The 21719-nt window shown below is 66.3% G+C and carries 20 protein-coding genes; 13 read left to right on the top strand and 7 right to left on the bottom strand.

The window, feature by feature from the left end; all coding sequences use genetic code 11:
- Positions 1 to 28: 28 nt before the first annotated feature.
- Entirely contained in the window at positions 29 to 724 is a 696-nt protein-coding gene (locus tag ACTHQS_RS19730; RefSeq protein WP_306863596.1) for a 4-carboxy-4-hydroxy-2-oxoadipate aldolase/oxaloacetate decarboxylase, read from the top strand.
- A 150-nt stretch (positions 725 to 874) separates the two neighbouring features.
- Here ACTHQS_RS19730 and ACTHQS_RS19725 read toward each other — a convergent pair whose 3' ends face one another.
- Together ACTHQS_RS19725 and nac are read right to left on the bottom strand one after the other, a co-directional pair.
- On the bottom strand, positions 875 to 1117 hold the full coding sequence (locus ACTHQS_RS19725) for a hypothetical protein (RefSeq protein ID WP_307487537.1): 243 nt from the start codon (positions 1115 to 1117) through the stop codon (positions 875 to 877).
- A gap of 122 nt (positions 1118 to 1239) precedes the next feature.
- Entirely contained in the window at positions 1240 to 2190 is a 951-nt protein-coding gene (gene nac, locus ACTHQS_RS19720; RefSeq protein WP_440172254.1) for a nitrogen assimilation transcriptional regulator NAC, read from the bottom strand.
- Positions 2191 to 2582: 392 nt separating this feature from the next.
- Between nac and ACTHQS_RS19715 the strand changes: the two genes are divergently transcribed.
- The 10 genes from ACTHQS_RS19715 (at position 2583) to ACTHQS_RS19670 (ending at position 11232) form a co-directional block, all read left to right on the top strand.
- Positions 2583 to 3368, top strand: a complete 786-nt coding sequence (locus tag ACTHQS_RS19715; RefSeq protein WP_440172252.1) for a LamB/YcsF family protein — start codon at positions 2583 to 2585, stop codon at positions 3366 to 3368.
- A 2-nt stretch (positions 3369 to 3370) separates the two neighbouring features.
- Entirely contained in the window at positions 3371 to 4102 is a 732-nt protein-coding gene (locus ACTHQS_RS19710) for a 5-oxoprolinase subunit B family protein (RefSeq protein ID WP_440172250.1), read from the top strand.
- Positions 4099 to 5112 carry a biotin-dependent carboxyltransferase family protein gene (locus ACTHQS_RS19705; RefSeq protein WP_440172248.1) on the top strand — a complete coding sequence of 338 codons (1014 nt, stop codon included), beginning with the start codon at positions 4099 to 4101 and terminating at the stop codon, positions 5110 to 5112. Before ACTHQS_RS19710 ends, ACTHQS_RS19705 begins: the two co-directional genes overlap by 4 nt.
- Positions 5113 to 5253: 141 nt before the next feature.
- Positions 5254 to 6015, top strand: a complete 762-nt coding sequence (locus ACTHQS_RS19700) for an SDR family oxidoreductase (protein ID WP_440172246.1) — start codon at positions 5254 to 5256, stop codon at positions 6013 to 6015.
- Positions 6016 to 6061: 46 nt separating this feature from the next.
- The gene (locus ACTHQS_RS19695) at positions 6062 to 7015 is read left to right on the top strand and encodes a 2-hydroxyacid dehydrogenase (RefSeq protein WP_440172244.1); all 954 of its coding nucleotides are present in this window, start codon (positions 6062 to 6064) and stop codon (positions 7013 to 7015) included.
- 54 nt (positions 7016 to 7069) lie between these two features.
- On the top strand, positions 7070 to 7840 hold the full coding sequence (locus ACTHQS_RS19690) for an SDR family oxidoreductase (RefSeq protein ID WP_440172241.1): 771 nt from the start codon (positions 7070 to 7072) through the stop codon (positions 7838 to 7840).
- Positions 7840 to 8916 (top strand): L-idonate 5-dehydrogenase, encoded by a 1077-nt coding sequence (locus ACTHQS_RS19685; protein ID WP_440172239.1) that lies wholly within the window; start codon positions 7840 to 7842, stop codon positions 8914 to 8916. The genes ACTHQS_RS19690 and ACTHQS_RS19685 overlap by 1 nt, the downstream gene beginning before the upstream one ends.
- Positions 8913 to 9548, top strand: coding sequence for a gluconokinase (locus tag ACTHQS_RS19680; RefSeq protein WP_440172236.1), 636 nt, complete (start codon positions 8913 to 8915; stop codon positions 9546 to 9548). The genes ACTHQS_RS19685 and ACTHQS_RS19680 overlap by 4 nt, the downstream gene beginning before the upstream one ends.
- A gap of 65 nt (positions 9549 to 9613) precedes the next feature.
- The gene (locus ACTHQS_RS19675) at positions 9614 to 10225 is read left to right on the top strand and encodes a TetR/AcrR family transcriptional regulator (protein WP_440172235.1); all 612 of its coding nucleotides are present in this window, start codon (positions 9614 to 9616) and stop codon (positions 10223 to 10225) included.
- Positions 10222 to 11232 carry a DMT family transporter gene (locus ACTHQS_RS19670; protein ID WP_440172233.1) on the top strand — a complete coding sequence of 337 codons (1011 nt, stop codon included), beginning with the start codon at positions 10222 to 10224 and terminating at the stop codon, positions 11230 to 11232. The genes ACTHQS_RS19675 and ACTHQS_RS19670 overlap by 4 nt, the downstream gene beginning before the upstream one ends.
- A 45-nt stretch (positions 11233 to 11277) precedes the next feature.
- Here ACTHQS_RS19670 and ACTHQS_RS19665 read toward each other — a convergent pair whose 3' ends face one another.
- The 3 genes from ACTHQS_RS19665 to ACTHQS_RS19655 all read right to left on the bottom strand — a co-directional run bounded on the left by ACTHQS_RS19665 (position 11278) and on the right by ACTHQS_RS19655 (position 13314).
- Positions 11278 to 11574 carry a DUF3040 domain-containing protein gene (locus ACTHQS_RS19665; RefSeq protein WP_440172231.1) on the bottom strand — a complete coding sequence of 99 codons (297 nt, stop codon included), beginning with the start codon at positions 11572 to 11574 and terminating at the stop codon, positions 11278 to 11280.
- Positions 11575 to 11666: 92 nt separating this feature from the next.
- Positions 11667 to 12191: a DUF488 domain-containing protein gene (locus ACTHQS_RS19660; protein WP_440172230.1), complete on the bottom strand. Its 525-nt coding sequence runs from the start codon at positions 12189 to 12191 to the stop codon at positions 11667 to 11669.
- 76 nt (positions 12192 to 12267) lie between these two features.
- Complete coding sequence (locus tag ACTHQS_RS19655; RefSeq protein WP_440172228.1) at positions 12268 to 13314, bottom strand: aldo/keto reductase; 1047 nt, start codon at positions 13312 to 13314, stop codon at positions 12268 to 12270.
- A gap of 368 nt (positions 13315 to 13682) precedes the next feature.
- Here ACTHQS_RS19655 and malQ point away from each other — a divergent pair, with 368 nt between their 5' ends.
- Positions 13683 to 15905 (top strand): 4-alpha-glucanotransferase, encoded by a 2223-nt coding sequence (malQ, locus tag ACTHQS_RS19650; protein ID WP_440172226.1) that lies wholly within the window; start codon positions 13683 to 13685, stop codon positions 15903 to 15905.
- 69 nt (positions 15906 to 15974) lie between these two features.
- Here the strand turns inward: malQ and ACTHQS_RS19645 are convergent, their stop codons facing one another.
- Together ACTHQS_RS19645 and ACTHQS_RS19640 are read right to left on the bottom strand one after the other, a co-directional pair.
- The gene (locus tag ACTHQS_RS19645) at positions 15975 to 19127 is read right to left on the bottom strand and encodes an alpha-amylase family glycosyl hydrolase (protein WP_440172224.1); all 3153 of its coding nucleotides are present in this window, start codon (positions 19125 to 19127) and stop codon (positions 15975 to 15977) included.
- A 186-nt stretch (positions 19128 to 19313) separates the two neighbouring features.
- Positions 19314 to 20375: a lactonase family protein gene (locus ACTHQS_RS19640; protein WP_440172222.1), complete on the bottom strand. Its 1062-nt coding sequence runs from the start codon at positions 20373 to 20375 to the stop codon at positions 19314 to 19316.
- A 154-nt stretch (positions 20376 to 20529) separates the two neighbouring features.
- On the opposite strand from ACTHQS_RS19640, the gene ACTHQS_RS19635 reads away from it, so the two are divergent.
- On the top strand, positions 20530 to 21453 hold the full coding sequence (locus ACTHQS_RS19635; protein WP_440172220.1) for a putative protein N(5)-glutamine methyltransferase: 924 nt from the start codon (positions 20530 to 20532) through the stop codon (positions 21451 to 21453).
- The last annotated feature ends 266 nt before the right edge of the window (positions 21454 to 21719 follow it).

Genomic DNA, 21719 nt, shown 5'->3' with positions numbered 1-21719 from the left:
CCACGCTTTCCAACAACAGGAGCACCCCATGATCCACGTCAAGACGAAATTCGACCGGCCTTCCGAAGACGCCGTTCAGCGGCTTTCCAAGTTCTCCTCCGCCACAGTCCACGAAGCACAGGGCCGCAAAGGTGCCCTGAGTTCGAAGATCAAGCCGATCGACCGCAGCATGTCCTTCTGCGGCCCCGCCGTCACCGTGGTCTGCGCCCCGCGGGACAACCTGATGCTCCAGGTGGCCATCCATTACGCCCAGAAGGGCGACGTTGTCCTGGTGGCAGCCGGGGAGTACGAGGAAGCCGGGACGTTTGGCGACGTGCTGGGCAACGCCATGAAGGCGAAAGGCCTGGCCGGTATGGTCACGGATTCGGGTGTCCGCGACACCAAGGACCTGATTGAACTCGGACTGCCGGTGTTCTCCGGCAGTGTCTGCATCAAGGGGACCGTCAAGGAAACCATTGGCCCCATCAACCATCCGCTGGTGTTCGGCGACGAAATTGTCTACCCGGGCGATGTCTTGCTGGGTGATGCCGACGGCGTGGTGGTGGTCCGCAAGGATGAGATCGAGGAAGTCATTAAGCTGTCGCAGGCGCGCGTGGACGCTGAGGACGACCTCATCCGCCGCTACAAGGAAGGCGGCACCACCATCGAGTTGTGCAAACTGACGGACGTGCTGAAGGCCAAGGGCCTGCTGGTGGAGGACGCCGAACTGGAGCCAGCGCTGTAGCTCCACACCCATCGATTGCTGCGTAATTGCCGTTTTGAGCCCTCATAACGGCAGATACTCAGCAATCGATGGGGTTTATACGACAGAGGCCCGGGGTTCCTTTCGGAACCCCGGGCCTTTCCTCTTGCCGCTCTAAAGTCAATGAGCCGATCAGTTCATGCCGGGCAGCAGGTGGGCGGGCGGTCCCACCTGGGCGTCGTCCAGGTACCACATCGTGGAGCCGCGTTTTCCGGGTGGCATCATGCTTCCCTCGAACACGAAGACCGGTTCCGTGGCGGGCGCGTCCTCTGGACGCCAGAAGCCGTTGGTGGGGCAGTGGGAACCGGTGCCGGCTTTGAGCTGGATCCTTCTTTCAGCCGATTTCCGGTACTGCACGCTGGTGATCTTTTTCATGGCGGGACTCCAGGGAAATTAATTGCCGCGGTTGCGCCTTTGGCGAACCTTTATGGCTTTTATCCTAGGACCTGCTGAATTACCTGAATAAGACTAAAGCAGAGTGACCTGATAAGGCACGCTTATGATGCCGTGAACGGCGTGGTGGGGAGCGCGGAATATTTACTCCGGAGTATTTCCTGCAGCATTTCCTTGAGTACCAGCAGGACGGCAGACGCGGCTTCGGACAAGGGCTCGTGGTCAGGAGTGCAGAGTGCGATCCTGCACTGCAGCGCGGGTTCAACGATCCGCAGCACCCGGAAGTCCTCCTCGTGGAACAGGGCGTCCGCAGCCGACTTTGGCAGGATGGTGGCTCCGAGGTCCGTACGGAGCAGCCGGGTGAGGGAGGGGACCGATTCCACCTCGCCCACCAGCTTCAACTTCAGGCCCCTGCTGTCGATGCCCGCCTGAACCACCTGCCGCAGCGTGTGGATCTGTTCCGGCAGGAAGAGCCCGACGTCGGCCACCTCGTCCAGGGTGATCGTGTCCGCGTCTGCCGCTACCGGGAGCTCCCGCCGGGAGTTCACGATCAGGTACAGGTCCTCGACGATCAGGGTGGTGAACTGCACCCCGCGAATGGGCCCCGGCTCGTAGATGAGTGCCATGTCCAGCCGCCCGTTCTTGATGGCCTCACTGAGCACGCCGCCGTAAATCTCGGTCAGGTGCAGCACGATGTCGGGGTAGCGCCGCCCCACCTCGCTGATAATCCTCGGGGTCAAGCTGGACGCCATGCTGTAGGGGGCGATTGCTATGGATACGCGGCCGGAAGGCGCCGCCCCTGAAGCTGCCACATCGATCCTGGCCTGCTCCACGAGCCGCAGGATGGTCTGCGCGTGCCGGTACAGGGTATGGCCGGCCGCCGTCGGCTCCACGCCCTGCTTGCTCCGGATCAGGAGCCGCTGCTTCAGCTCCGTTTCCAGGGCCGACACCTGCTGGCTCAGCGCCGGCTGGGCCACGTGGAGGGCGGCGGCCGCCTTCGTGATGCTTCCTGAGTCGACGATCTTCACGAAGTACGCCAGCTTCCGGGTGTCCATAGAGCTCCTCTTTTCCAGCCGGGGACGATACAGCATGCGGGGTCATACGTTGGCGCTATGGCGGGACAGGCATTACGTCTTTGTGTGATCCGAGTCTCGGGCATAGGTTAATTGCAGATGACTTTCCAGTGACCAGAACATTCTATCCCCGCCCCAGCCATCGCCGATTTTGATGGCGGCATATGTTTTGCGCATAAGCAGGAAAACGGTTTATTGGAAGCATCATTCTTATAGTCACGAAATAAGGACCCCGTACATTCTTTGGGCTGCCATAGCGCCCGGAGAAGGTCATAACTGTTCCCTATAGCGTGATACCGCATTCGTCTTTGTGTGGCTCCTATCCCGATGCCACACTGATTTACACCAGCAGTACCAGCAGAGGAAGGCCCGTAATGCCCACAGTCGATCTCGTAGCGGATCTTGGTGAAGGTTTTGGCGCCTACTCGATGGGTGACGACAAAGCCCTGCTGGAAATCGTGTCCAGCGCCAACATCGCCTGCGGCTTCCACGCAGGGGACCCTGACATTATGGACGCCACCGTGGCTGAATGTGTCAGGACGGGAGTCGGCATCGGTGCGCATCCGAGCTTCCCGGATCTCCGCGGCTTCGGCCGCCGGGCCATGGACCTCACAGCTGACGAAGTCCGCACCGACGTCATCTACCAGCTGGGAGCCCTGTCGGCGTTTGCCGCCTACCACGGCGGTTCCGTCTCCCACCTGGCACCGCACGGCCGCCTGGGCAACCTGGTGGCAACCCGGGCGGACTATGCCGGAGCCGTAGCCGATGCCGCCGTCCGGGTGGACCCGAAGCTGATCATCCTGGCGCAGGACGGTGAACTCGCCACCGCGGCGGTAGAGCGCGGCCTGCGGGTGGCCATCGTCGGCATCGCGGACCGCGCCTACCAGGATGACGGGACACTGGTGCCGCGCAGCGAGCCCGGCGCCGTAATCCACGACCCCTCCGTCATCGTCCAGCGCACCGTGCGGATGGTCACCGAAGGCCTCATCGAGACTGCCTCCGGCAGGGACATCGCCATCCAGGCAGACACGGTGCTGCTCCACGGCGACAACCCGGGCGCCGTCGAACTGGCCCGCCTGATCCGCCGCGAACTGATCGCCGCAGGCATCACCATCGCCCCATTGGCAGAGGTCCTCTCTGCAAAGCAGAGGGTTTCCTGACCATGGCCGCCACAACGACGACCAGCCGGACAACGCTGGACATCTACGAGTCAGGTGACGCCGCCCTGCGCGTGGTGGCACGGTCCGGTGACGCGGAAGCGAACTGGTCCACCGTCCACTCCCTTGCGGGTTGGTTGGCTACCGCCGGCGTCGACGGCATTTACGGCGCCGTTCCCACCTACGACTCCGTCCTGGTCGAATTCGACCCCTACCTCACCTCAGCGCGCCAGGTCCGGGCGTTCGTCCTCCTCGGAATGCGCCAACTGGACTTTGTTGGTACCACCCTGCGGGAACCGCGCCAATTCGAAGTGCCTGTGGTGTACGGCGGCGACTACGGGCCCGACCTGGACCGCGTGGCAGAGCACCAAGGCCTCGACATTGAGGACGTCATCGCCAGGCACACGGCCAAAACCTACATCATCCGCTGCCTTGGGGCCCCGGCAGGATCGCCCATGATGGACGGGCCGGACTTCCCGGCCCCCGTTCCCAGGCTCAAGGACCCGCGGCTGTCCGTTCCCGCCGGTGCCGTATCCGTGGCCGGACGCCAGGCCGTCATCGCGCCCGCAGTGGCGCCGGGTGGCTGGTGCGTCATCGGCCAGACCCCCTTGACGGTCCTGGACGCAGCACGCGAACCCCTGGTGCCCTACGTTCCCGGCGACGAACTGCGCTTCTACCGCATTCCCGCCGAGGACTTCGGAAACTTCGCCGGGCAGTTCCTGGAGGCAAGGCCATGACCGGGTCACTGATCATCCTGCAGCCTGGCCACTCCGTGGTCACCGACCTCGGCCGGACGAAGGGCCCCGCCTACGGCCTCCCCGTCAACGGCGCCCTGGACCAGTACTCCGCCAAAGCCGCGAACATCCTTGCCGGCAACGAAGACAACGACCCCCTGCTGGAACTCACCGCGCTGGACTTCCGGATGCGGGCCACCACCGACCTGCTCATCGCGGTCACCGGTGCACCCCTGGACCTCACGGTGGGCGGCCGTGAATGCCCGCAATGGGAGCCGGTATCTGTCCGGGCTGGCGAAACAGTGACTGTCCGCGGAATCCGCACCGGTCTCCGGGCCTACATCGCCGTCCACGGATCCTTCACGGTCCCCAGCCTGCTGGTCAGCTGCGCCCCTGACACTGTGGTGGGCTTCGGGTTGAAGCTCGTGGAGGGCTTCCGCCTGGAAACCCGGAAGACCACCGCGCCGATCACCCAGCCACACTTTGGCCTGCCGCTGTTCCGGCTGGGCCTCACCAAACCCGACTTCACCACCAACCCGGTCATCGATGTCACCGACGGGCCGGACGTGGCGGAATTCGGGGACACGGCCGACTTGCTGTTCACCACGCAGTACACCGTAAGCCCCCGCAGCAACCACATCGGACTGCGGCTCGGTGGTGCCCTTCCCGAGCGCCAGCTCACGTCCGAAGTGCTCTCCCGCGGCGTTCCGGTCGGAGCCATCGAGGTCCCATCCCGGGAGGAACTGCTGGTGCTGCACCGGGGACGCGGCGTCACGGCGGGCTACCCGGTCCTGGCAGTGGTCACAAGCCGCTCCCTGGACCTCCTGGCCCAAGCCAGGCCTGGACATACCGTCACCTTCAGAAAGACAACCGTCGCTGAAGCAACAGCCATGCACCGCACAGCCTGCCTGGAACTGGACAAATTACGGAACACCATCAACACAGTCTTCGGTCTCCTCGGGATCGGCGCCGGCCAGCGCTGGTACGAACTCAGCCCAGCGTCAGGAGCCTGAACATCATGAATGCTTTTCCCACCGCCAAGGACCGCGCCCACAAACCGCTACGCGATCCCTAACCCCTGCCAACCCGGGGCTACTACGTCCAGCCCATTGCCGGACGCAAGAGCCCGCCCATTCGCACTTTTTGGAGTACCAATGCCTTTTTCCGACTACACCACCGCCCTCGTCACCGGTGCATCCACCGGCATGGGCGCCGCCATCGCCGAACGGCTGGCCAAGCGCGGCCTCACCGTCCACGCGGTGGCCCGCAATGAGGAACGCCTCGCTGAACTGGCGGACCGTACGGGAGTCGTCCCGCACGTGGTGGACCTGACAGACACCGCCGCCCTGACCGCCGTCGTCAATGACCTGAAAGTGGACGTCCTGGTCAACTGCGCGGGTGTGTCCCGGCCCGGCAACATCCTGGATTCCTCCGAGCAGGACATCGACGAGCTGGTGGACGTGAACCTCCGCGGGCTGCTGCAGCTCACCCGGCTGGTGCTGCCCGGCATGGTGGAGCGCGACCTGGGCCACGTGGTGAACATCAGCTCGATCGCCGGCGTCTACAACTTCTACGGCCACACGGTCTACCACGCCACCAAGGCCGCCGTGCACCAGATCTCCCGCCAGCTCCGCAACGACACCGTGGGCAAGCGCATCCGGGTCACCGAAATCTGCCCGGGCCGCGTGGAAACCGAAATCTTCGGCCGCAACCTGGGCGGCAGCCCCGAGGCCATGGAAGAAGCCTGGAAGACGTACTACGAAGGCTACGAATCGCTGACTACCGACGACATTGTTAACGCCCTTGATTACGCCATTGAGACGCCGCGGCACGTGAATGTTGGCATGCTTGAACTCATGCCCACCTTCCAGGTCCCGGGCGGCCTGACCTTCGACCGCCGCGAGCCCACCGCCTGACACCCGTCCCGCTCTTCAACCACCACCAACCGATAGGTCCCCACCAATGCAGCACGTGCACACCGTCAGCTTTCCCGACCCCCAGCTCCTGGCTGACCTGTCGCCGCTTCCCGGCGGCCTGCACGGGGTGGTATGGGACATGAAGGAAGCCCCCGGTGGGGACCTGGGCAGCATCGACGGCGTCATTCTGCCCTACATCAATGCCGGGGCAGTGCTGGGTTCCCTGGGCAAGGTCCCGGACCTCAAGTTTGTGCAGACGCAGTCAACAGGGTACGACGGCGTCTGCGAGGCCGCCGGTCCGCGCGCCGCAGTGGCAAACGCCTCGGGCGTCCATGCAGCTGCCACCGCGGAACTGGCCGTTGGCCTCATGCTCGCCAAGCTGCGCGGCATCGACCAGGCCGTTAAGGACCAACAGGTCGAAAGCTGGAAGCCGCAGCGCCGCCAGTCCCTGGCCGACCGCAAGGTCCTGCTGCTGGGCATCGGCGGAATCGGCAAGGAACTGGCCCGCCGCCTGGAACCGTTCGAAGTCACTATCACCCGGGTGGGAAGCACGGCCCGCACGGACGCCGACGGGCAGGTCCATGGCCCGGACGAACTGGTGGCCCTCGCCGCGGACCACGACATCCTGGTCTCCGTCCTGCCCGTGAATGACAACACCCACCATCTGGTGGGCCGGGACGTCCTGGCCGCCCTGCCCGACGGAGCCCTGGTGGTGAACGTGGGCCGCGGCGCCGTCATCAGCACCGAGGCCCTGACCCGCGAAGTGGTCTCCGGCCGCCTCCAGTGCGCCATCGACGTGGTCGATCCGGAGCCGCTTCCCGCCGGCCACCCGCTGTGGTCCGCGGAGAACGCCCTCATCACCCCGCACGTGGGCGGCAACGCCTCGGCCTTTGAGCCCCGGATCCTGAAACTCCTGAAGCAGCAGCTCGAGGCGCTGGCCGCCGGCCAAACCCCGGCCAACCTGGTGCAGAACGGGCCCTTCCAGCAGGGCCCGTTCTAACGGCCGCCGCCGGGATCTGATGCAAAACGACTATGAAGAGGAAGTAGCCAGGATATGACAGGGCTTTTTGATCTCACGGGGCGCGTAGCCCTGGTCACCGGTTCGAGCAGGGGCATCGGTTCGGCCCTTGCCAAAGCGCTGGCCGACGCCGGGGCGACGGTGGTGCTGAACGGCGTCAACGAAGAACGTCTCAAGGATGCAGCGGCTGCCATGGCGGCGGAGTTCCCGCCGGGCCGGATCCACAGCATCGCCTTCGATGTGACCGACGACGGTGCTGCCGCCCGCAGCATCCGCTGGATCGAGGACAACGTGGGTCCGCTGGAAATCCTGGTGAACAACGCCGGCATCCAGCACCGGGTCCCCATGCTGGACCTGGACGTGGCCGACTGGGAACGCGTCCTCTCCACTGACCTCACCAGCGCCTTCCTGGTGGGCCGCGAAGCCGCCCGGCACATGATCGGCCGGGGCCGGGGCAAGATCATCAACATCTGCTCCGTGCAGGCCGACCTTGCCCGTCCCACCATCGCCCCGTACATCGCCGCGAAGGGTGGCCTGCGGAACCTCACCCGCGCCATGACCGCCGAATGGGCAGCGTCAGGGCTGCAGATCAACGCCGTTGCACCGGGCTACATCCACACCGAAATGACCCAGAACCTGGTGGATGACGAGGAGTTCAACTCCTGGATCCTCGGCAGGACGCCGGCCCACCGCTGGGGCACCGTGGAGGACCTGGCCGGTCCGGTGGTGTGGCTGGCCTCGGACGGCTCCAACTTCGTGAACGGACAGACCATCTTCATCGATGGCGGAATGACGGTGGTGGTCTGATGGCAACGTCCCTTGATATCGCATTGCCCGCCACCGGGCCGGCGCTGGTGGCCCATGCCGCGGGCGACCTGCGGATCGACGAGGTCCCGCTGCCCAAGCCCGCACCTGACGAAGCGGTGGTTGAGGTCCTCTACGGCGGGATCTGCGGCTCGGACCTGCACTACTGGCTGCACGGTGCGGCGGGGGAGTCCATCCTCAAGGCGCCGCTGGTCCTGGGCCACGAAATCTCCGGCGTGGTGGTGCGCGCAGCGGCGGATGGCTCCGGTCCGCAGGCAGGGACCGCCGTCGCCGTCCACCCCGCAACGCCCGGTCCCGGCGCCGCGCGCTACCCGGCGGACCGGCCCAACCTGTCGCCGGGCTGCACGTACCTTGGCAGCGCCGCCCGCTACCCGCACAAGGATGGTGCATTCAGCCGTTACGTCACGCTGCCTGTCCGGATGCTCCGCCCGCTTCCGGACAGCATCGACCTGCGCACCGCGGCACTGATCGAACCCGCGTCCGTCGCCTGGCACGCAGTGTCCAGGGCCGGGGATGTCCGCGGCAAAACTGCGCTGGTCATCGGCTCCGGCCCCATCGGTGCCCTCGCCGTCGCCGTCCTGAAGCGTGCCGGCGCCGCGCGGATTACCGCCGTCGACCTCCATCCCAAACCGCTGGAGATCGCCACGGCCGTGGGCGCCGACCAGGTGATCAACGCCGCGGACACCGAAGCCATCGCCACCGTGGAGGCCGACGTCGTGATCGAATCCTCCGGCAACCACCACGGGCTGGCCTCGGCCATCCGCGGCGCGGTGCGCGGCGGCACCGTGGTGATGGTGGGGCTGCTGCCCACCGGCATGCAGCCGGTGCCCATCTCCCTGGCCATCACCCGCGAACTTCAACTGCTGGGCTCCTTCCGCTTCAACGATGAAATCGACGACGTCATCACTGCCCTGGCCGACGGGACCCTGCACATCGAGCCCGTCATCACGCACGAATTCCCGCTGGCCGACGCGCTCCACGCCTTCGAAGTAGCCAGGGACTCCACGAGCTCCGGCAAGGTGCTCCTCTCCTTCGGCGATGCGGGGCAGGCCCAATGAGCGGGCACCTGCCTCCGCTGGTGGTGATGGGAGTCTCCGGCTGCGGCAAGTCCACCGTTGGTGCCCTCCTGGGCCGGCGCCTGGGCAAGCCGTTCTTCGACGGCGACGACTTCCACCCGGCCGGCAACAAGGAAAAGATGGGCGCCGGGATTCCGCTGACCGACAGCGACCGGGAACCATGGCTCGCCGTCCTGGGCGGGCTGCTTGCAGGACAGGGTGTGTTGCCTGCGGAACAAAACGGCGTGCTTGCAGGAGAGACCGGCCTGCTTGCAGGAACGGACGACGGCGGGCCAGCAGTGCCGCCGATTGTCGCCTGCTCCGCGCTCAAGCGCCGGTACCGTGACCTGCTGCGCGGCTACGCGCCGGACCTGGTGTTCGTCCACCTCGCCGGCAGCGCGGAAACCATCGGGGTGCGGATGGACGCCCGCGCCCACGAATTCATGCCGCGCACGCTGCTGGACTCGCAGTTCGCCGCGCTGGAGGACCTGGAGGAGGGCGAAGCCCACGTTCTTGCCGACATCACGCAGCCTCTCGATGTCCTCGTGGAATCGGTGGTCCGGCAGCTCGAGGCAGGTGAACCGATGGCGCAGGCAAGACCCGTGTCTTCCCTGGACGCTCTCCGCTCCGCCTGAGGACTTTCCTTGAAATGTGGGTGGTAGGTAGACTGGTCTACCTACCACCTTTGCGAGGAGTGCCCATGGCTGCTTCAGGCCTCTCGACCCCTTCCCGCTCGAGCCCTGCGCGGCCTCCCGCCCGCGAGCTCCTGCTCGAGGCTGCAGCGCGCCTTTTCTATGCGAATGGTGTCGCCGCCACCGGGATCGACACCATCACTGCCGAGGCTGGAGTGGCCAAGAAGAGCCTCTACAACAACTTCAGTTCCAAAGCGGACCTGGTGGCTGCATATCTGGAGGCCCGCCACGAGGAATGGCTGAGGCTCTACCGCAAGCGGCTGGAAACGGCGACGACACCGCGTGGCCAGGTCCTGGCGGTCTTCGATGCCTATCTGGACCACGCCAACTTCGCTTACGAGCACGGCTTCCGGGGCTGCGGCCTGCTCAACGCCGCGGCGGAACTGCCGGCCGGGGACCCTGGCAGGGACGCTGTGCGCCGCCACAAGGAAGAAGTGCAGGAACTCCTCGCGCGGCACGTGGCGGGGTTGTTGCCGGGCCGGAAAGAACAGGCCCCCGCAATCGCTGCGCACCTGGCGTTCCTGCTCGAAGGCGCCATGGCCAGGGCCGGCCTGGAAGGCTACGACGGCCCGCTGAAGGAAGCCGGCCGCATCGCCGGACAGCTGCTGGACGCCCTATGAACACCAGCCGCAGCCATCCCAAGGCACAGCTGTGGGGAGCGATGTCCATTGTGGCTGCCTCCGTCCTTTGGGGTACCACCGGGACCGCAGCCACCTTTGCCCCCGCCGTGAGTCCACTGGCGATTGGCGCCGTCGCAATGGGCTTGGGCGGCCTGCTGCAGGCCCTCTTCGCCGCACGGCACATCGCCGTCCAGTCAGGCAGCCTGCTCGAACGGTGGCGCCTGCTGTCGCTCGGTGCCGCGGCGGTGGCCACCTACCCGCTGGCCTTCTACAGCTCCATGCACCTCTCCGGCGTGGCAGTGGGAACCGTCGTCTCGATCGGCTCGGCCCCCGTCGCCGCAGCCCTCATCGAACGCTTCGCGGACAGGAAGCCGCTGAGCCGGCGATGGATTCTTGGCGCCCTGCTGGGAGTCAGCGGCTCCGCGCTGCTGTCCTTAGCCGGTCACGCCCCGGCAGGATCAGTTTCTCCCGCAGCTGCGCCGGCGGCTGCGGGAGCGTTCACGGATTGGGGTTCAACGGTGGGAATCCTCCTTGGGCTGCTGGCCGGCACCACGTATGCCCTGTATTCCTGGGCGGCACACCGCCTCACCGGTCAAGGGGTCACCCCCAGGGCGGCCATGGGAAGCATCTTCGGGCTGGGCGGGCTCCTCCTGATGCCTGTCCTCGCCCTGACGGGCGGCCCGCTTTTGGAGTCCTGGGGCTACGCGGGCGTGGGTGCCTACATGGCAGTGGTGCCGATGTTTGCCGGGTACCTCCTGTTCGGCTGGGGCCTGGCCCGGGTGGGGGCGAGCACGGCCACCAGCATCTCCCTGCTGGAAACCGTGGTGGCTGCCGTCCTGGCGGTACTCGTGGTGGGCGAAAGGCTTCCGGCACTCGGCTGGCTTGGCGCCGCCGTCGTTCTGGCCAGCCTGTTCATCCTAACCCCACGCACCCGCCCGGCAGCAGAACCAAAAGGAACTCCAGGGCTGGCGGCGGCAATGCCAGGACCACGCCCGACAAAGCAATGAAGGCAACGGCATAGATAACGCACTGGGGCAGGAACCGCTGCGGGATCAGCCGGTGCGCTGCCGCCCAGCACTCCGGGCCAGGACCGTGGGGCCCAGCAGCAGGCAGGCGCCCAGCCCCAGCAGCAGGATCCCCAGCACTACCGCACCCGGAGCGGGGATCCCGGCCCCGGCGACGATAAGCACTATGCCGATCAGCGCCGACACCATCCCCGGCAACAGGCCTGCGGGGAAACGGCGCGCCGGGTAGCCGGACAGCAACTCCATGGCCAGATGGGGATCGTCCGCGATCAGCCCCAGTTCGAGCTCCTTGAGCAGGCGTCGCTCCTCATCGGACATTGGCATGGCGGGCCCCTGTTTCCCTGGGAGGCGGTGACGGTATCGACCGTAGGAGCCTTCTACCGGTTAGTCAATAGTTTCAACGGCCCAGGCTGCCCTCATTCCAGGACGTCGTAGCGCAGCTCATTCCCCAATACCCGTACGCCTTTGGTGGGAACGTGCGGAACTGCCTTGGCGGGCGGCATCAGGTGTTCAACGGGCAGGCTGGCCAGCAGGACGCAGTGGTCCGAGATGAGGCGGCGGTGGCAGCGCCACCACAGGGTTTCACTGCACATAATGGCGGTCCGTGCCGCTTGGGAAGCGGCCACCAGCTCAGCGGCGGCCGTCAGGAAGTCATCGCTGCGCATATAGCCGGCGTATGCGCGGAATGACTCATTGCGAAGGGCCGTATCCGGAGAGTCCGGGAGCAGCTTGCGGAAGCCGCCCAGCCGCTTCTCCCAGCGGTAGCCGATGCCAGCCTCCGGAAGCCACACGGCCAATTGGTCCTTGCCGAAATGCGGATGCTTGCGGCTGCCCGGCCCGATCCGCACATCCACCAGCGACGTCACCCCCGCGGTCTGCAGCAGCGCTGTGAAGTCCTCCTGGGAGGCGGTGCCGTGGCCGATCGTGAACAGCGTTTCCATCCCGGCCATCATAGGCAGGTGCCTTCCGCCGTGCCCCGGTTCCGCGGCATTGTGGCATCAGGCCCCGGAAAGCCGGTTACCGGCGTCGTAATTCCGCGAACTCGATGGACGGCACGATGGCGCCCGCGTCCCGCTCCACGAAGTTGGTTCCCGGGGGCACCAGGTCGTCGATGGCATCCAGCACCGATTCGCCCAGCCGGACGTCCGCCGCGCGCAGGTACGCCTGGAGATGTTCCTCGCTGCGCGGGCCGATGATCACGCTGCTGATGGCGGGGTGGGCCAGGGCGAACCCAACGGCCAGGTCCACCAGTGACATCTCCAGCTTGTCAGCCAGGCGGGCCAGCGAGTCTGCGGCGAGCAGCTTGCGCTCGCTGGATGGCCCGGACAGGTCGTACCGGCCGGGAAGCGTGTGGACCCGGGTGGGCGGCCTGCCCGATTCCAGGACGAAGCTGCCCGAAAGCCAGCCGCCCGCCAACGGGCCGTAGGCAAGGACACCCAGCCCGTACTGCTGGGCGATGGGCAGCACATCGCGTTCGTTGCCGCGGACCAGCATGGAGTACGGAACCTGGTTGCCCAGCGGCGGGACCAGGTGGTTGGTGGTGGCCAGCCACTGCGCCTCCACAAGCTGTGCCGGCGTGAACACCGAGGTGCCGTAGTACAGGATCTTGCCCTGGCGGATCAGGTCATTCAGGGTTGTGATGGTTTCCAGGACGTCCGTGTTGTAGTCCGGCCGGTGCGCCTGGTAGAGGTCGATGCGGTCCGTCTGCAGCCGGCGGAGGCTGCCCTCCACCGCCTGGGTGATCCAGCGCCGGGAGTTTCCGGAGTGCGCCGGGTTGGGGCTCATCTGGCCGTGGAACTTGGTGGCCAGGAAGACGTCATCCCGGCGGCCGCGCAGCGCACGGCCCACCACCTGCTCCGATTCACCTTGCGAGTAGACGTCCGCGGTATCAATCGCGGTGATGCCGGCGTCCAGTGCTGCATGGATGATGCGGATGCCCTCATCAGCCCCCGTGGGGGCGCCCTGGCCATTGCCGGTCCCCTCGCCGAAATTCATGGTCCCAAGGGTGAGGGGACTGATGGGAGTACCCGACCGTCCGAACACCCGCAGCTCGCTAAGGCTCATCTCCGGTCTCCTCCACTCAGTTGCCGTGCCCTGGATCGGTCACGACGCTACACAGATTCGGCAGGCAGCCGCAGATTCGTGTTTTAGTCCTTCGCTTTTCGTCGCATGGAGTAACCGGGACCGCCGGGATGACGTTTTGTGGCGAGCAGCCGGGCCGCGTAAGCGATGGAGCGTGACCCCGCACTTCCATCCGTAGCAGCCAGGATCCACACCTTAAGCCCGTCTTGACGCGCCTGGCTGCGGCGTGGGTTTCGCCTCCGCGCCGCCCTGCAATAATCTGAACCAACGGTTGTGCACTGGGGTGTGAGCGCCCGGCACGACAGGCAGCACTGTAAGTTCCGGGACCATCACAGACGAGGCGGACACCCATGACGGCTTCAGACCAGCAGCACGCAGCACGGCCACCGATTCCCGCAGGCCCTCCAGCCGATGCCACGGGGCCGGTGGATCCGCACCTGCTGCAGCAGCTGGCCGACGCGCATGGCGTGGGCACGTCCTTCCAGGGCTGGGACGGCCTTCCCCACTCCGTCGCCGAGCCGACGCTGATCAAGGTGCTGGCGGCGCTGGGAGTGCAGGCGCACACCAACCAGCAGATCGAGGCCGCCCTGGCCGAGGTGGAACTGGCGCCCTGGCGCCGGATGCTGCCGCCCGCCGTCGTCGTCAAGGAGGGCGAACCGGCGCAGGTGCCGGTCCACGTACGGGACGGTGCCACCGCGAGCTTGAGCATCATCCTTGAAGGCGGAGCGGGATCGCGGGAAGCAGCCCAGCAGGACCTCTGGATCGAGCCCAGGGAGGTCGACGGCGTCTCCACCGGACGTGCCACGTTCTCCCTTCCCGAGGACCTGCCATTGGGCTGGCACACCCTGCAGGCAGAGTCGGAGGGTGCCACGGCCACTGCCGTCCTGGTGGTTACGCCCGCCCGGCTGGGCACCGCCAAGCCACTGGAGGAGCGCCGCGGCTGGGGGCTGGCCACGCAGCTGTATTCGCTCCGGTCGAAGCGGTCCTGGGGCATCGGGGACTTTGCCGACCTGGCGGACCTGGCGGCGATCAGCGGCGCCCGAGGTGCCGACTACGTACTGGTCAACCCGCTGCACGCCGCCGAGCCCGTTCCGCCCGTCCAGCCCTCGCCCTACTCGCCCTCCACCCGCCGGTTCTTCAACCCCCTGTACATCCGCGTGGAGGCCATCCCCGAGCTGGCGTACCTCCGGCCCCGGAAACGTGCGGCGCTGGAAAAGCTGCACGAGGAAGTGGCAGGACTGAACAAGGAAGGCGAACGGCTGGACCGGGACGCCGTCTTCGCAGCCAAGCTGCAAGCACTGGAGATGCTGTACCACACGCGGCGCTCGCCCTCCCGGCAGGCAGCGTTCGATGAATTCTGCCGCATCTCCGGCAGCGGCCTGGACGATTTTGCGCTGTGGTCCGCCATCCGCGAGGACCTGCCGCCGGGCGATGCCCTGTGGACGGATCCGGCCTACGCCATCGGTAGACCGGAGGCGGAGGCGCTGCGTGAGAAGCTGGCGGACCGGATCGGGTTCCACCGCTGGCTGCAGTGGATCTGTGACGAGCAGTTGGAAAACGCCCAGCAGGCGGCGCTCCACTCCGGCATGCGGCTGGGCGTGGTGCACGACCTCGCCGTCGGCGTGGACCACAGCAGTGCCGACGCGTGGACGCTGGGCGGTGTACTGGCCCCGAACACCAGCGTTGGCGCGCCGCCGGATATGTACAACCAGCAGGGCCAGGACTGGGGCCAGCCGCCCTGGCACCCGGCGCGCCTGGCCGAGGCCGGCTATGAACCGTTCCGCAACATGCTGGCCAACGTGCTCCGGCATGCCGGCGGCATCCGCGTGGACCACATCCTTGGCCTGTTCCGGCTGTGGTGGATCCCCATGGGGAACGCCCCCGGGGACGGTGCCTATGTCCGGTACGACCATGAGGCCCTGATCGGAATCCTCGCCTTGGAAGCCCACCGCGCCGGGGCCGTGGTCATCGGGGAGGACCTGGGCACCTTCGAGCCCTGGGTGCGTGACTACCTCGCCGCCCGTGGCATCCTGGGCACCTCCATCCTCTGGTTTGAGTACGACGGCGATTCACCCCTTGCGCCGGAGAAGTACCGAATGCAGGCGCTCGCCAGCGTGAACACCCACGACCTCCCGCCCACGGCCGGCTACCTGGCCGGAGACCACGTGGGTCTGCGCAGCCGGCTGGGCCTGCTGGAGCGGTCCGAACAGGAGGAACGCGCCGAGCACAACGCGTCGCTGGAGAAGATGTTTGCCCTGCTGCGCGAACGCGGGTACCTCTCCGAGGGGACTGCTGGCGGGGCCGGTGCACAGTCGGCGGAGGAGCACACCATCGAGGCGCTGCACCTCCTGCTGGCCCAGGCGCCGTCAGTGCTGCTGGGGGTGGCGCTGGTGGACGCGGTGGGGGAGCGACGGGTCCAGAACCAGCCGGGAACCACCGAGGCGCTGTACCCCAACTGGCAGGTTCCGCTGGGCGGCCCGGACGGCAGGCCCGTCTACCTGGACGACCTTCCCGCCAATAAGCGTTTCAACGCACTGCTCGCCGCGGTGGAGGGGGCCATACACGGGTCCTGAACAGCTGGTTAAGCACCATGGCCCCGCCGCTTCCTTAAGCGGCGGGGCCCTGGTGTTTGTTCCGCAGGCCTAGCCTGCAGTGATCACGTGCGTAAAGTGGTTGTACCGGAAGGTGACCGGGCCGCCGTCGTGCTCAAACACGATGTTGGCCCCAGGCGTTGCCCCGCCGGCCCCGTAACTGACTTCCCAGGATTTATTCAGGGCCGCTTTGAACTCATAGCTTCCCGCCGGCAGGTCCGGCACAGTGAGCTTCCAGACGAGGTCTGCAGGGTCCAGCACCAACTGCGCCTGGGCGCAGGACGGTTCCCAGTCCGAGGCGCAGCCAAGCTCGCTGTCCATGCTTCCGGCCGCTGCCACGGCAGATGGCTGCTGTGACGCGTAGACGGCGCTGAGAAGGTGCGTGCTGTTGTCGTACCTGAAGGTGACCCGGCCACCGGGGTGGTCCAGCACGATGTTCTGGCCATTCAGCTGGCCGTCGGCACCGTAGTTTTCGTCCCAGCTGCCGTTGAGCGCGGCCTTGTACTCATATTTCCCGGCCGGCAGGTTCGCGGTCAGCCGCCATATGCGGTCCGCCGGGTCCAGGACCATCTTTGCCTGCGGGCAGGCCGGATCCCACTGCGCCGTGCAGCCCATGGCCTGGTTCAGTGATCCGGCCACCGTGACCGAGTCAGGCTGCGGCGCCTGGCCTACCGTGACGGTCCTGATGCCGCTGGTGACGCTGAAGCCCGTGCCGGTCATGGCGGCCCGGTACTGGACCTTGGTGCCATCAGCCAGGGCGGAGATATCATCGGTTGCCGAGTACACGGGCGACGACGAATCGGTCCCCACCGCCGTCCACTCCCCGCCGTTCACGCTCCGCTCAAAGGACACCACATAGCTGGCCTTCTCCGGATCGGCGGTGGCACTTAGTTCCACCTTGCCTTCCACGCTGCTGCCCTCGGCCGGCTTCTGCAGGGCCAGGACGGGCGCGGGGACGCTTGCCGAACGGCTCCGGCTGGTGGCGGTGTGCCCGCCGTTGTCCAGCACGGTGGCGCGGTACTCCAGGGGCGTGCCGGCGTCCAGTGCCGCGACGTCGTGGAACACCTGGTACGGAGCAGTGTCGTCCGTGCCGATCTGCTGCCATGCGCCGCCTGCCGTCCTTGCTTCGAAGGTGACCTCGTAGAACGAAGTACCGTCGACGTCGGCCGTTACGTTGATGCGCCCGTTGTCACTTTGCGCTGGAGCCGGCTGCTGGAGGGCGACGGCGGGTGCAGCCTTTGAGTGCGGGATCCGCCCCGAGGATTCGTAGACGACGGCGGAGAGCGGCGGCACGGTCACCGTCAGCTTGGCGTCTTCCGAGGTTTTGGCCTCGTCGGCCCCTTCGCCGTAGATCCGCGTGTAGCTGCGCTTGGCAATGTAGGTGGGGATTGCCGCCGTCTGTGGCTGGGCGCTGTTGTTCAGGGCCACCACGTATTCGCGCTGGTCCTGCGCATCGGTGCGGGAGAAGGCGTAGATCCCCGGTCCGTCCGAGGCGTAGCGGTGCTGGTGGGCGCCGTTCCGCAGCGCCGGGTGTTCCTTGGTAAGGGCTGCCAGTTCGTGGATCTTGGCGTACAGCGGGTGGCCTTGGTTGAAGTTGTCCGTGGCGTGGGTGGCGTCCGTGCCCAGCAGGTCGTCGTCGAGGTACTCCGGCACCTTGCTGGCGAAGAGTGTCTGGCGTGCGTCCTGGTCACCGCCCGGCCCGGTGAAGCCCTGCTCGTCGCCGTAGTAGACCACCGGGTTGCCGCGGGAGAAGTACATCAGCTCGTGGGCCAGTTCGTCACGGGATACCTTCTCGGCGTCGCTGGCGGCGGGGTTGTCCTGGCTGATGAAGCTGCCGATGCGGCCCATGTCGTGGTTGCCCAGGAAGGTGGGCAGTTCGTAGACGTTGGAGTCGGCGTCGGTGTACCAGTCGTCGCCGGCGAAGAAGGTTTGCAGCGCCGTGGCGTCCTGGCTCTTGGAGGCGAAGTTGCGGGCCGCGTCCTGGAAGGGGAAGTCCAGGACTGCCTGCATCTTGTTGCGGGTGGTGAACTGCGAGGTGAAGCTCTTGCTGGTGTCGAAGACCTCGCCGAACATGAAGAACTCGTCCTTGCCATGCTCCTTGGCGTAGCTGAGGACGTTGGGACCGAATTCCTGCCAGAACTCGTTGTTGACATGCTTCATGGTGTCGATCCGGAAGCCGTCCACGCCGAAGTCGCCGATCCACGACTCGTAGATGTCTTCCATGCCGTGCACCACTTTGGGATTTTCGGTGAAGAGGTCATCCAGGCCGAAGAAGTCCCCGTACATGGAGTCCTCGCCGGTGAAGGTGGTGTCGCCCCGGTTGTGGTACAGCGTGGGGTCGTTCAGCCAAGCCGGCACTTTGAGGTTCTCTTCGCCGGGAGCCAGGACGGGTTTGTAGGGGAATGAGGTGTTGGCGTCCAGTTGGGGGAAGGTTCCGGTTCCGGCGTAGTCGCGGTCATCGAATGCTTCGCCGGAGGCCGTCCTGTACGGGACGGCGTCCTTGGAGACGTAGCCCTTGCGGTCCCCTTCCTGGTAGCCGATGACGTCCGCCGTGTGGTTGGTGATGATGTCGAAGTACACCTTCATGCCGCGGGCGTGGGCTTCGTTGATGAGGGCCTTGAGTTCGTCATTGGTGCCCAGGTGCGGATCGATCTGGGTGAAGTCGGTGACCCAGTAGCCGTGGTAGCCGGCTGACTTGTCCTCGGGCTGGACTGCCTTGTTCTTGAAGCTGGGGGTCAGCCAGATCGACGTGGTGCCCAGGCCCTGGATGTAGTCGATCTTGCTGCGCAGGCCTGCGAGGTCGCCGCCGTTGTAGAAGCCCTTCTTTGTGGGATCAAAGCCGGAGACCATGGGGTCTGGGCCCAGCCCGCCCTGGTCATTGGCGGTGCTGCCGTTGCTGAACCGGTCCGCCATGACGAAGTAGAAGTTCTCATCCGTCACGGGACCACGGAGCGAATGGAGGGCCGATGCGGATGCCTGGCCCTTGCCGCGGGCATCCTTCAAGCCCGGATCGTCGGAACCAGGAGCGCCGTGGGCAGGAAGGACTGCCGCGGAAACGGCAACGGCGGCGGCCAGGAGGCCGGCGGCCGACGTGGCTGCGAGTCGCCTGCCGGTGGGTAGGCCAGCGGCGGGGGGTTGTGTTCCTGCCGGGCTTGCCGGCAGTTTGGCGCGTGGGGGTGCGCCGGGAGGGGTGCGGAATAACAAGGGTGAGACCTTCCTGGGAAGCAGCGCTGCTGTACAGGCATGCCGTTGACATGGGGATGCGGCAGGAGGATTCCAAAAGACAGCATGCTGTCCATGTGAATCAAGTCACAACTGTAAGCGCTTGCACTGGATTACTCCAGTGTTTAGGGAACGCAGCGTACTGGGAAGTTCTGCGGGAGGGTCCTGCTAGTCGGCGGCCACCAATGCGGTGGGTGACGGGGTCTGCAGGTTGTGCAGTGCCGGTCCTGGGAGGCCGGTGATGGGGTCCAAGTCAAACGTGGTGATGTTGTCCGAGCGTTCGTGGGCCACGTGGAGCCAGTTTTCACGGAGCAGGTGATGCCGCGGCCAGTTCCCGCCGCTGTCAAAGTCCTTGACAGGAATGAGCTCCGTACCTTCCCCGCCAACTTCCAGGACACTGATGAGGTTCGAGCCGCGGACGCCGGCGTAGGCGAAGTTCCCCTGGAGGCCGAGGCAGATTTCAGCGGCAGAATCGCCTTCCTGGCTTCCGCCGACGGTTGCGGGTCCCCGGAATACCAACTCGAAGGTGCCTGCCTCGGGCCGGACCACGAACACCTCCACCGAGTATTCCGACACGATGAAGACGTTCCCGCTTGGGTGTTCCACCATGTGCCGCGGGCCGCTGGCGGCGGGGAGGACCACCTCGTGGTCGGCCACCAGTCCCGCGCCCGGCTGGTAGTTCCAAATGCGGAGGGTGTCATGGCCCAGGTCCGTGGTCATGATGCGGCCATCCTGGAGCACCAGGCTGGCATGGGCCCGGCTTTGCCTCGGGGCACCGGGAGAAAGGGCGGCGTGGGGATCAACCGAGGGCGCGGCGGGGAACCGCCCGGTCATGCCGCCGTCGGAATCCAGCTCGTAAAGGAGGACCTGCCCGTCGCCCCAGCACGCCGCGGTGACAAAGCGGCCGTGGGGGTCGACGGCGACATGGCAGGTGGCCTCGCCGGCAGGCTGCGGATTCCCGTAGGGTTCCAAGGCGGCTTCGCCGTGGCGGCGGTATGCCTTGACTTTCCCGCGCTGCTCGGCCGCCGCGTACACCACGGGAAGTGTTGGGTGGACAGCAACGAACGACGGCGATTGCGCCTCGACTGCCGTCCCTAACCATTCGAGGCTGCCGTCCGGGTGCTCACGGACAGCGCCGATGCCGTCCGCGCGGCCGCCGCCATCCGCGGTGTACGTACCGACCCAAATGATGTTGCTGGTTGCATTGCTGATGGCTGCCCCGTTGGTCATGGTCCAATCCTGCCAACACTTGGCCCTGTTGACGGTACCGGGCCACTGATTAGCATGGGATTTCCGGCAGTGCGGAAGGGAGATGCGTCGTGGTTATGGTTTCATTCATTTCGAAGGCCTTCCGACGTTCTTCGGAGATCCGGGCCTAGCCGGCGTGAAGGTGCCCGTCGGCTGCCCGGAAGGCGCTGCTCCGCTTCCTGCTGGACTACGGGATGTCCATGGCCAGTCCCCGCCGCTGGGTTTCGACCGGATCGTCTCCCAGTTGCGGTCTGTAGGCTGTGTTTTCGCCGAAGAGGAAGCCCGGCTTCTGCTGGCTGAGGACTCCGGCCCCTCTGAACTCTCCCGGAATGTCCAGCGCCGGATGGAGGGCGTCCCCCTGGAGCAGGTCCTGGGCTGGGCAGAGTTTGCCGGCGGCCGGGTTTTGGTTGAGCCCGGGGTTTTCGTACCCCGGCGCCGCACGGAGCTGCTGGTCAACCAGGCCCTTGTCTTGTTGCAGAACCATTTACTGCCGGTCTCCCCGGTTGTGGTGGACCTGTGCTGCGGCTCGGGGGCGGTCGGGGCTGCAATTCTTCGCCATGCCCCGCAGGTGGAGCTGCACGCGGCGGATATCGAGCCTGCTGCCGTGAGGTGCGCCCGGCGGAACCTGGAACCGCTGGGCGGCCACGTTCATGCGGGTGACCTGTTTGCGGCCCTCCCGCCCGCGCTGCAAGGCCAGGTCCGGGTGCTCGCCGTCAACGCTCCTTATGTACCCACCGAGGCCATCGGAATGATGCCGCCGGAAGCTCGGCTGTATGAGCCGGTCGTTTCATTGGACGGCGGGTCCGATGGGCTGGACTTTCATCGGCGGATTGTTGTCGACGCCATGAAGTGGCTGGCTCCCTCCGGTCATCTACTCATCGAGACCAGCGAGCGACAGGCCGGGGGCACCTCCGAAATCCTGGCCGCAGCCGGGTTCACTGTGCGCACAGTGCGGGCGGAAGAACTGGGCGGGACTGTGGTGGTCGGGCGCCGCACGGTGGAGGGAGTGCGGCGGCAGCACCCCGGTGGCGCCGTTCACCGGCAAGCTGATGGCCCTTGATCCCGGCATCACCGCAACGCCCCGGCCCGTAGATCCTCGACTTCCGCTTTACGTCAATCACGGCGCCCCTCTGGTGCGGTCAATTACAGGGGCCCTCTGGTGCGAATGAACTCATGTCTGACCGCAGGGGACCGTCGGGCCGCCACCAAGGAAGCAGGCCTCCGCGGACATTTCATTGTCGTTGGTGGAGTGGTGGGGGTGGTTTGAAGTAGTGGTTTTGTTGGGGTGTTTGGGTGGGGTCGATGTGGGGTGGGGGGATGAATGTG

Source organism: Arthrobacter sp. SAFR-044, assembly GCF_051965175.1.
Lineage (GTDB): Bacteria > Actinomycetota > Actinomycetes > Actinomycetales > Micrococcaceae > Arthrobacter.
Note: the sequence above shows the minus strand (reverse complement) of the source record. Positions and strands in the feature narration are given on the sequence as shown.

Coding starts and splice junctions, on each gene's coding strand:
- ACTHQS_RS19730 (WP_306863596.1), top strand. CDS start 29: ATGATCCACGTCAAGACGAAATTCGACCGGCCTTCCGAAGACGCCGTT.
- ACTHQS_RS19725 (WP_307487537.1), bottom strand. CDS start 1,117: ATGAAAAAGATCACCAGCGTGCAGTACCGGAAATCGGCTGAAAGAAGG.
- nac (WP_440172254.1), bottom strand. CDS start 2,190: ATGGACACCCGGAAGCTGGCGTACTTCGTGAAGATCGTCGACTCAGGA.
- ACTHQS_RS19715 (WP_440172252.1), top strand. CDS start 2,583: ATGCCCACAGTCGATCTCGTAGCGGATCTTGGTGAAGGTTTTGGCGCC.
- ACTHQS_RS19710 (WP_440172250.1), top strand. CDS start 3,371: ATGGCCGCCACAACGACGACCAGCCGGACAACGCTGGACATCTACGAG.
- ACTHQS_RS19705 (WP_440172248.1), top strand. CDS start 4,099: ATGACCGGGTCACTGATCATCCTGCAGCCTGGCCACTCCGTGGTCACC.
- ACTHQS_RS19700 (WP_440172246.1), top strand. CDS start 5,254: ATGCCTTTTTCCGACTACACCACCGCCCTCGTCACCGGTGCATCCACC.
- ACTHQS_RS19695 (WP_440172244.1), top strand. CDS start 6,062: ATGCAGCACGTGCACACCGTCAGCTTTCCCGACCCCCAGCTCCTGGCT.
- ACTHQS_RS19690 (WP_440172241.1), top strand. CDS start 7,070: ATGACAGGGCTTTTTGATCTCACGGGGCGCGTAGCCCTGGTCACCGGT.
- ACTHQS_RS19685 (WP_440172239.1), top strand. CDS start 7,840: ATGGCAACGTCCCTTGATATCGCATTGCCCGCCACCGGGCCGGCGCTG.
- ACTHQS_RS19680 (WP_440172236.1), top strand. CDS start 8,913: ATGAGCGGGCACCTGCCTCCGCTGGTGGTGATGGGAGTCTCCGGCTGC.
- ACTHQS_RS19675 (WP_440172235.1), top strand. CDS start 9,614: ATGGCTGCTTCAGGCCTCTCGACCCCTTCCCGCTCGAGCCCTGCGCGG.
- ACTHQS_RS19670 (WP_440172233.1), top strand. CDS start 10,222: ATGAACACCAGCCGCAGCCATCCCAAGGCACAGCTGTGGGGAGCGATG.
- ACTHQS_RS19665 (WP_440172231.1), bottom strand. CDS start 11,574: ATGCCAATGTCCGATGAGGAGCGACGCCTGCTCAAGGAGCTCGAACTG.
- ACTHQS_RS19660 (WP_440172230.1), bottom strand. CDS start 12,191: ATGGAAACGCTGTTCACGATCGGCCACGGCACCGCCTCCCAGGAGGAC.
- ACTHQS_RS19655 (WP_440172228.1), bottom strand. CDS start 13,314: ATGAGCCTTAGCGAGCTGCGGGTGTTCGGACGGTCGGGTACTCCCATC.
- malQ (WP_440172226.1), top strand. CDS start 13,683: ATGACGGCTTCAGACCAGCAGCACGCAGCACGGCCACCGATTCCCGCA.
- ACTHQS_RS19640 (WP_440172222.1), bottom strand. CDS start 20,375: ATGACCAACGGGGCAGCCATCAGCAATGCAACCAGCAACATCATTTGG.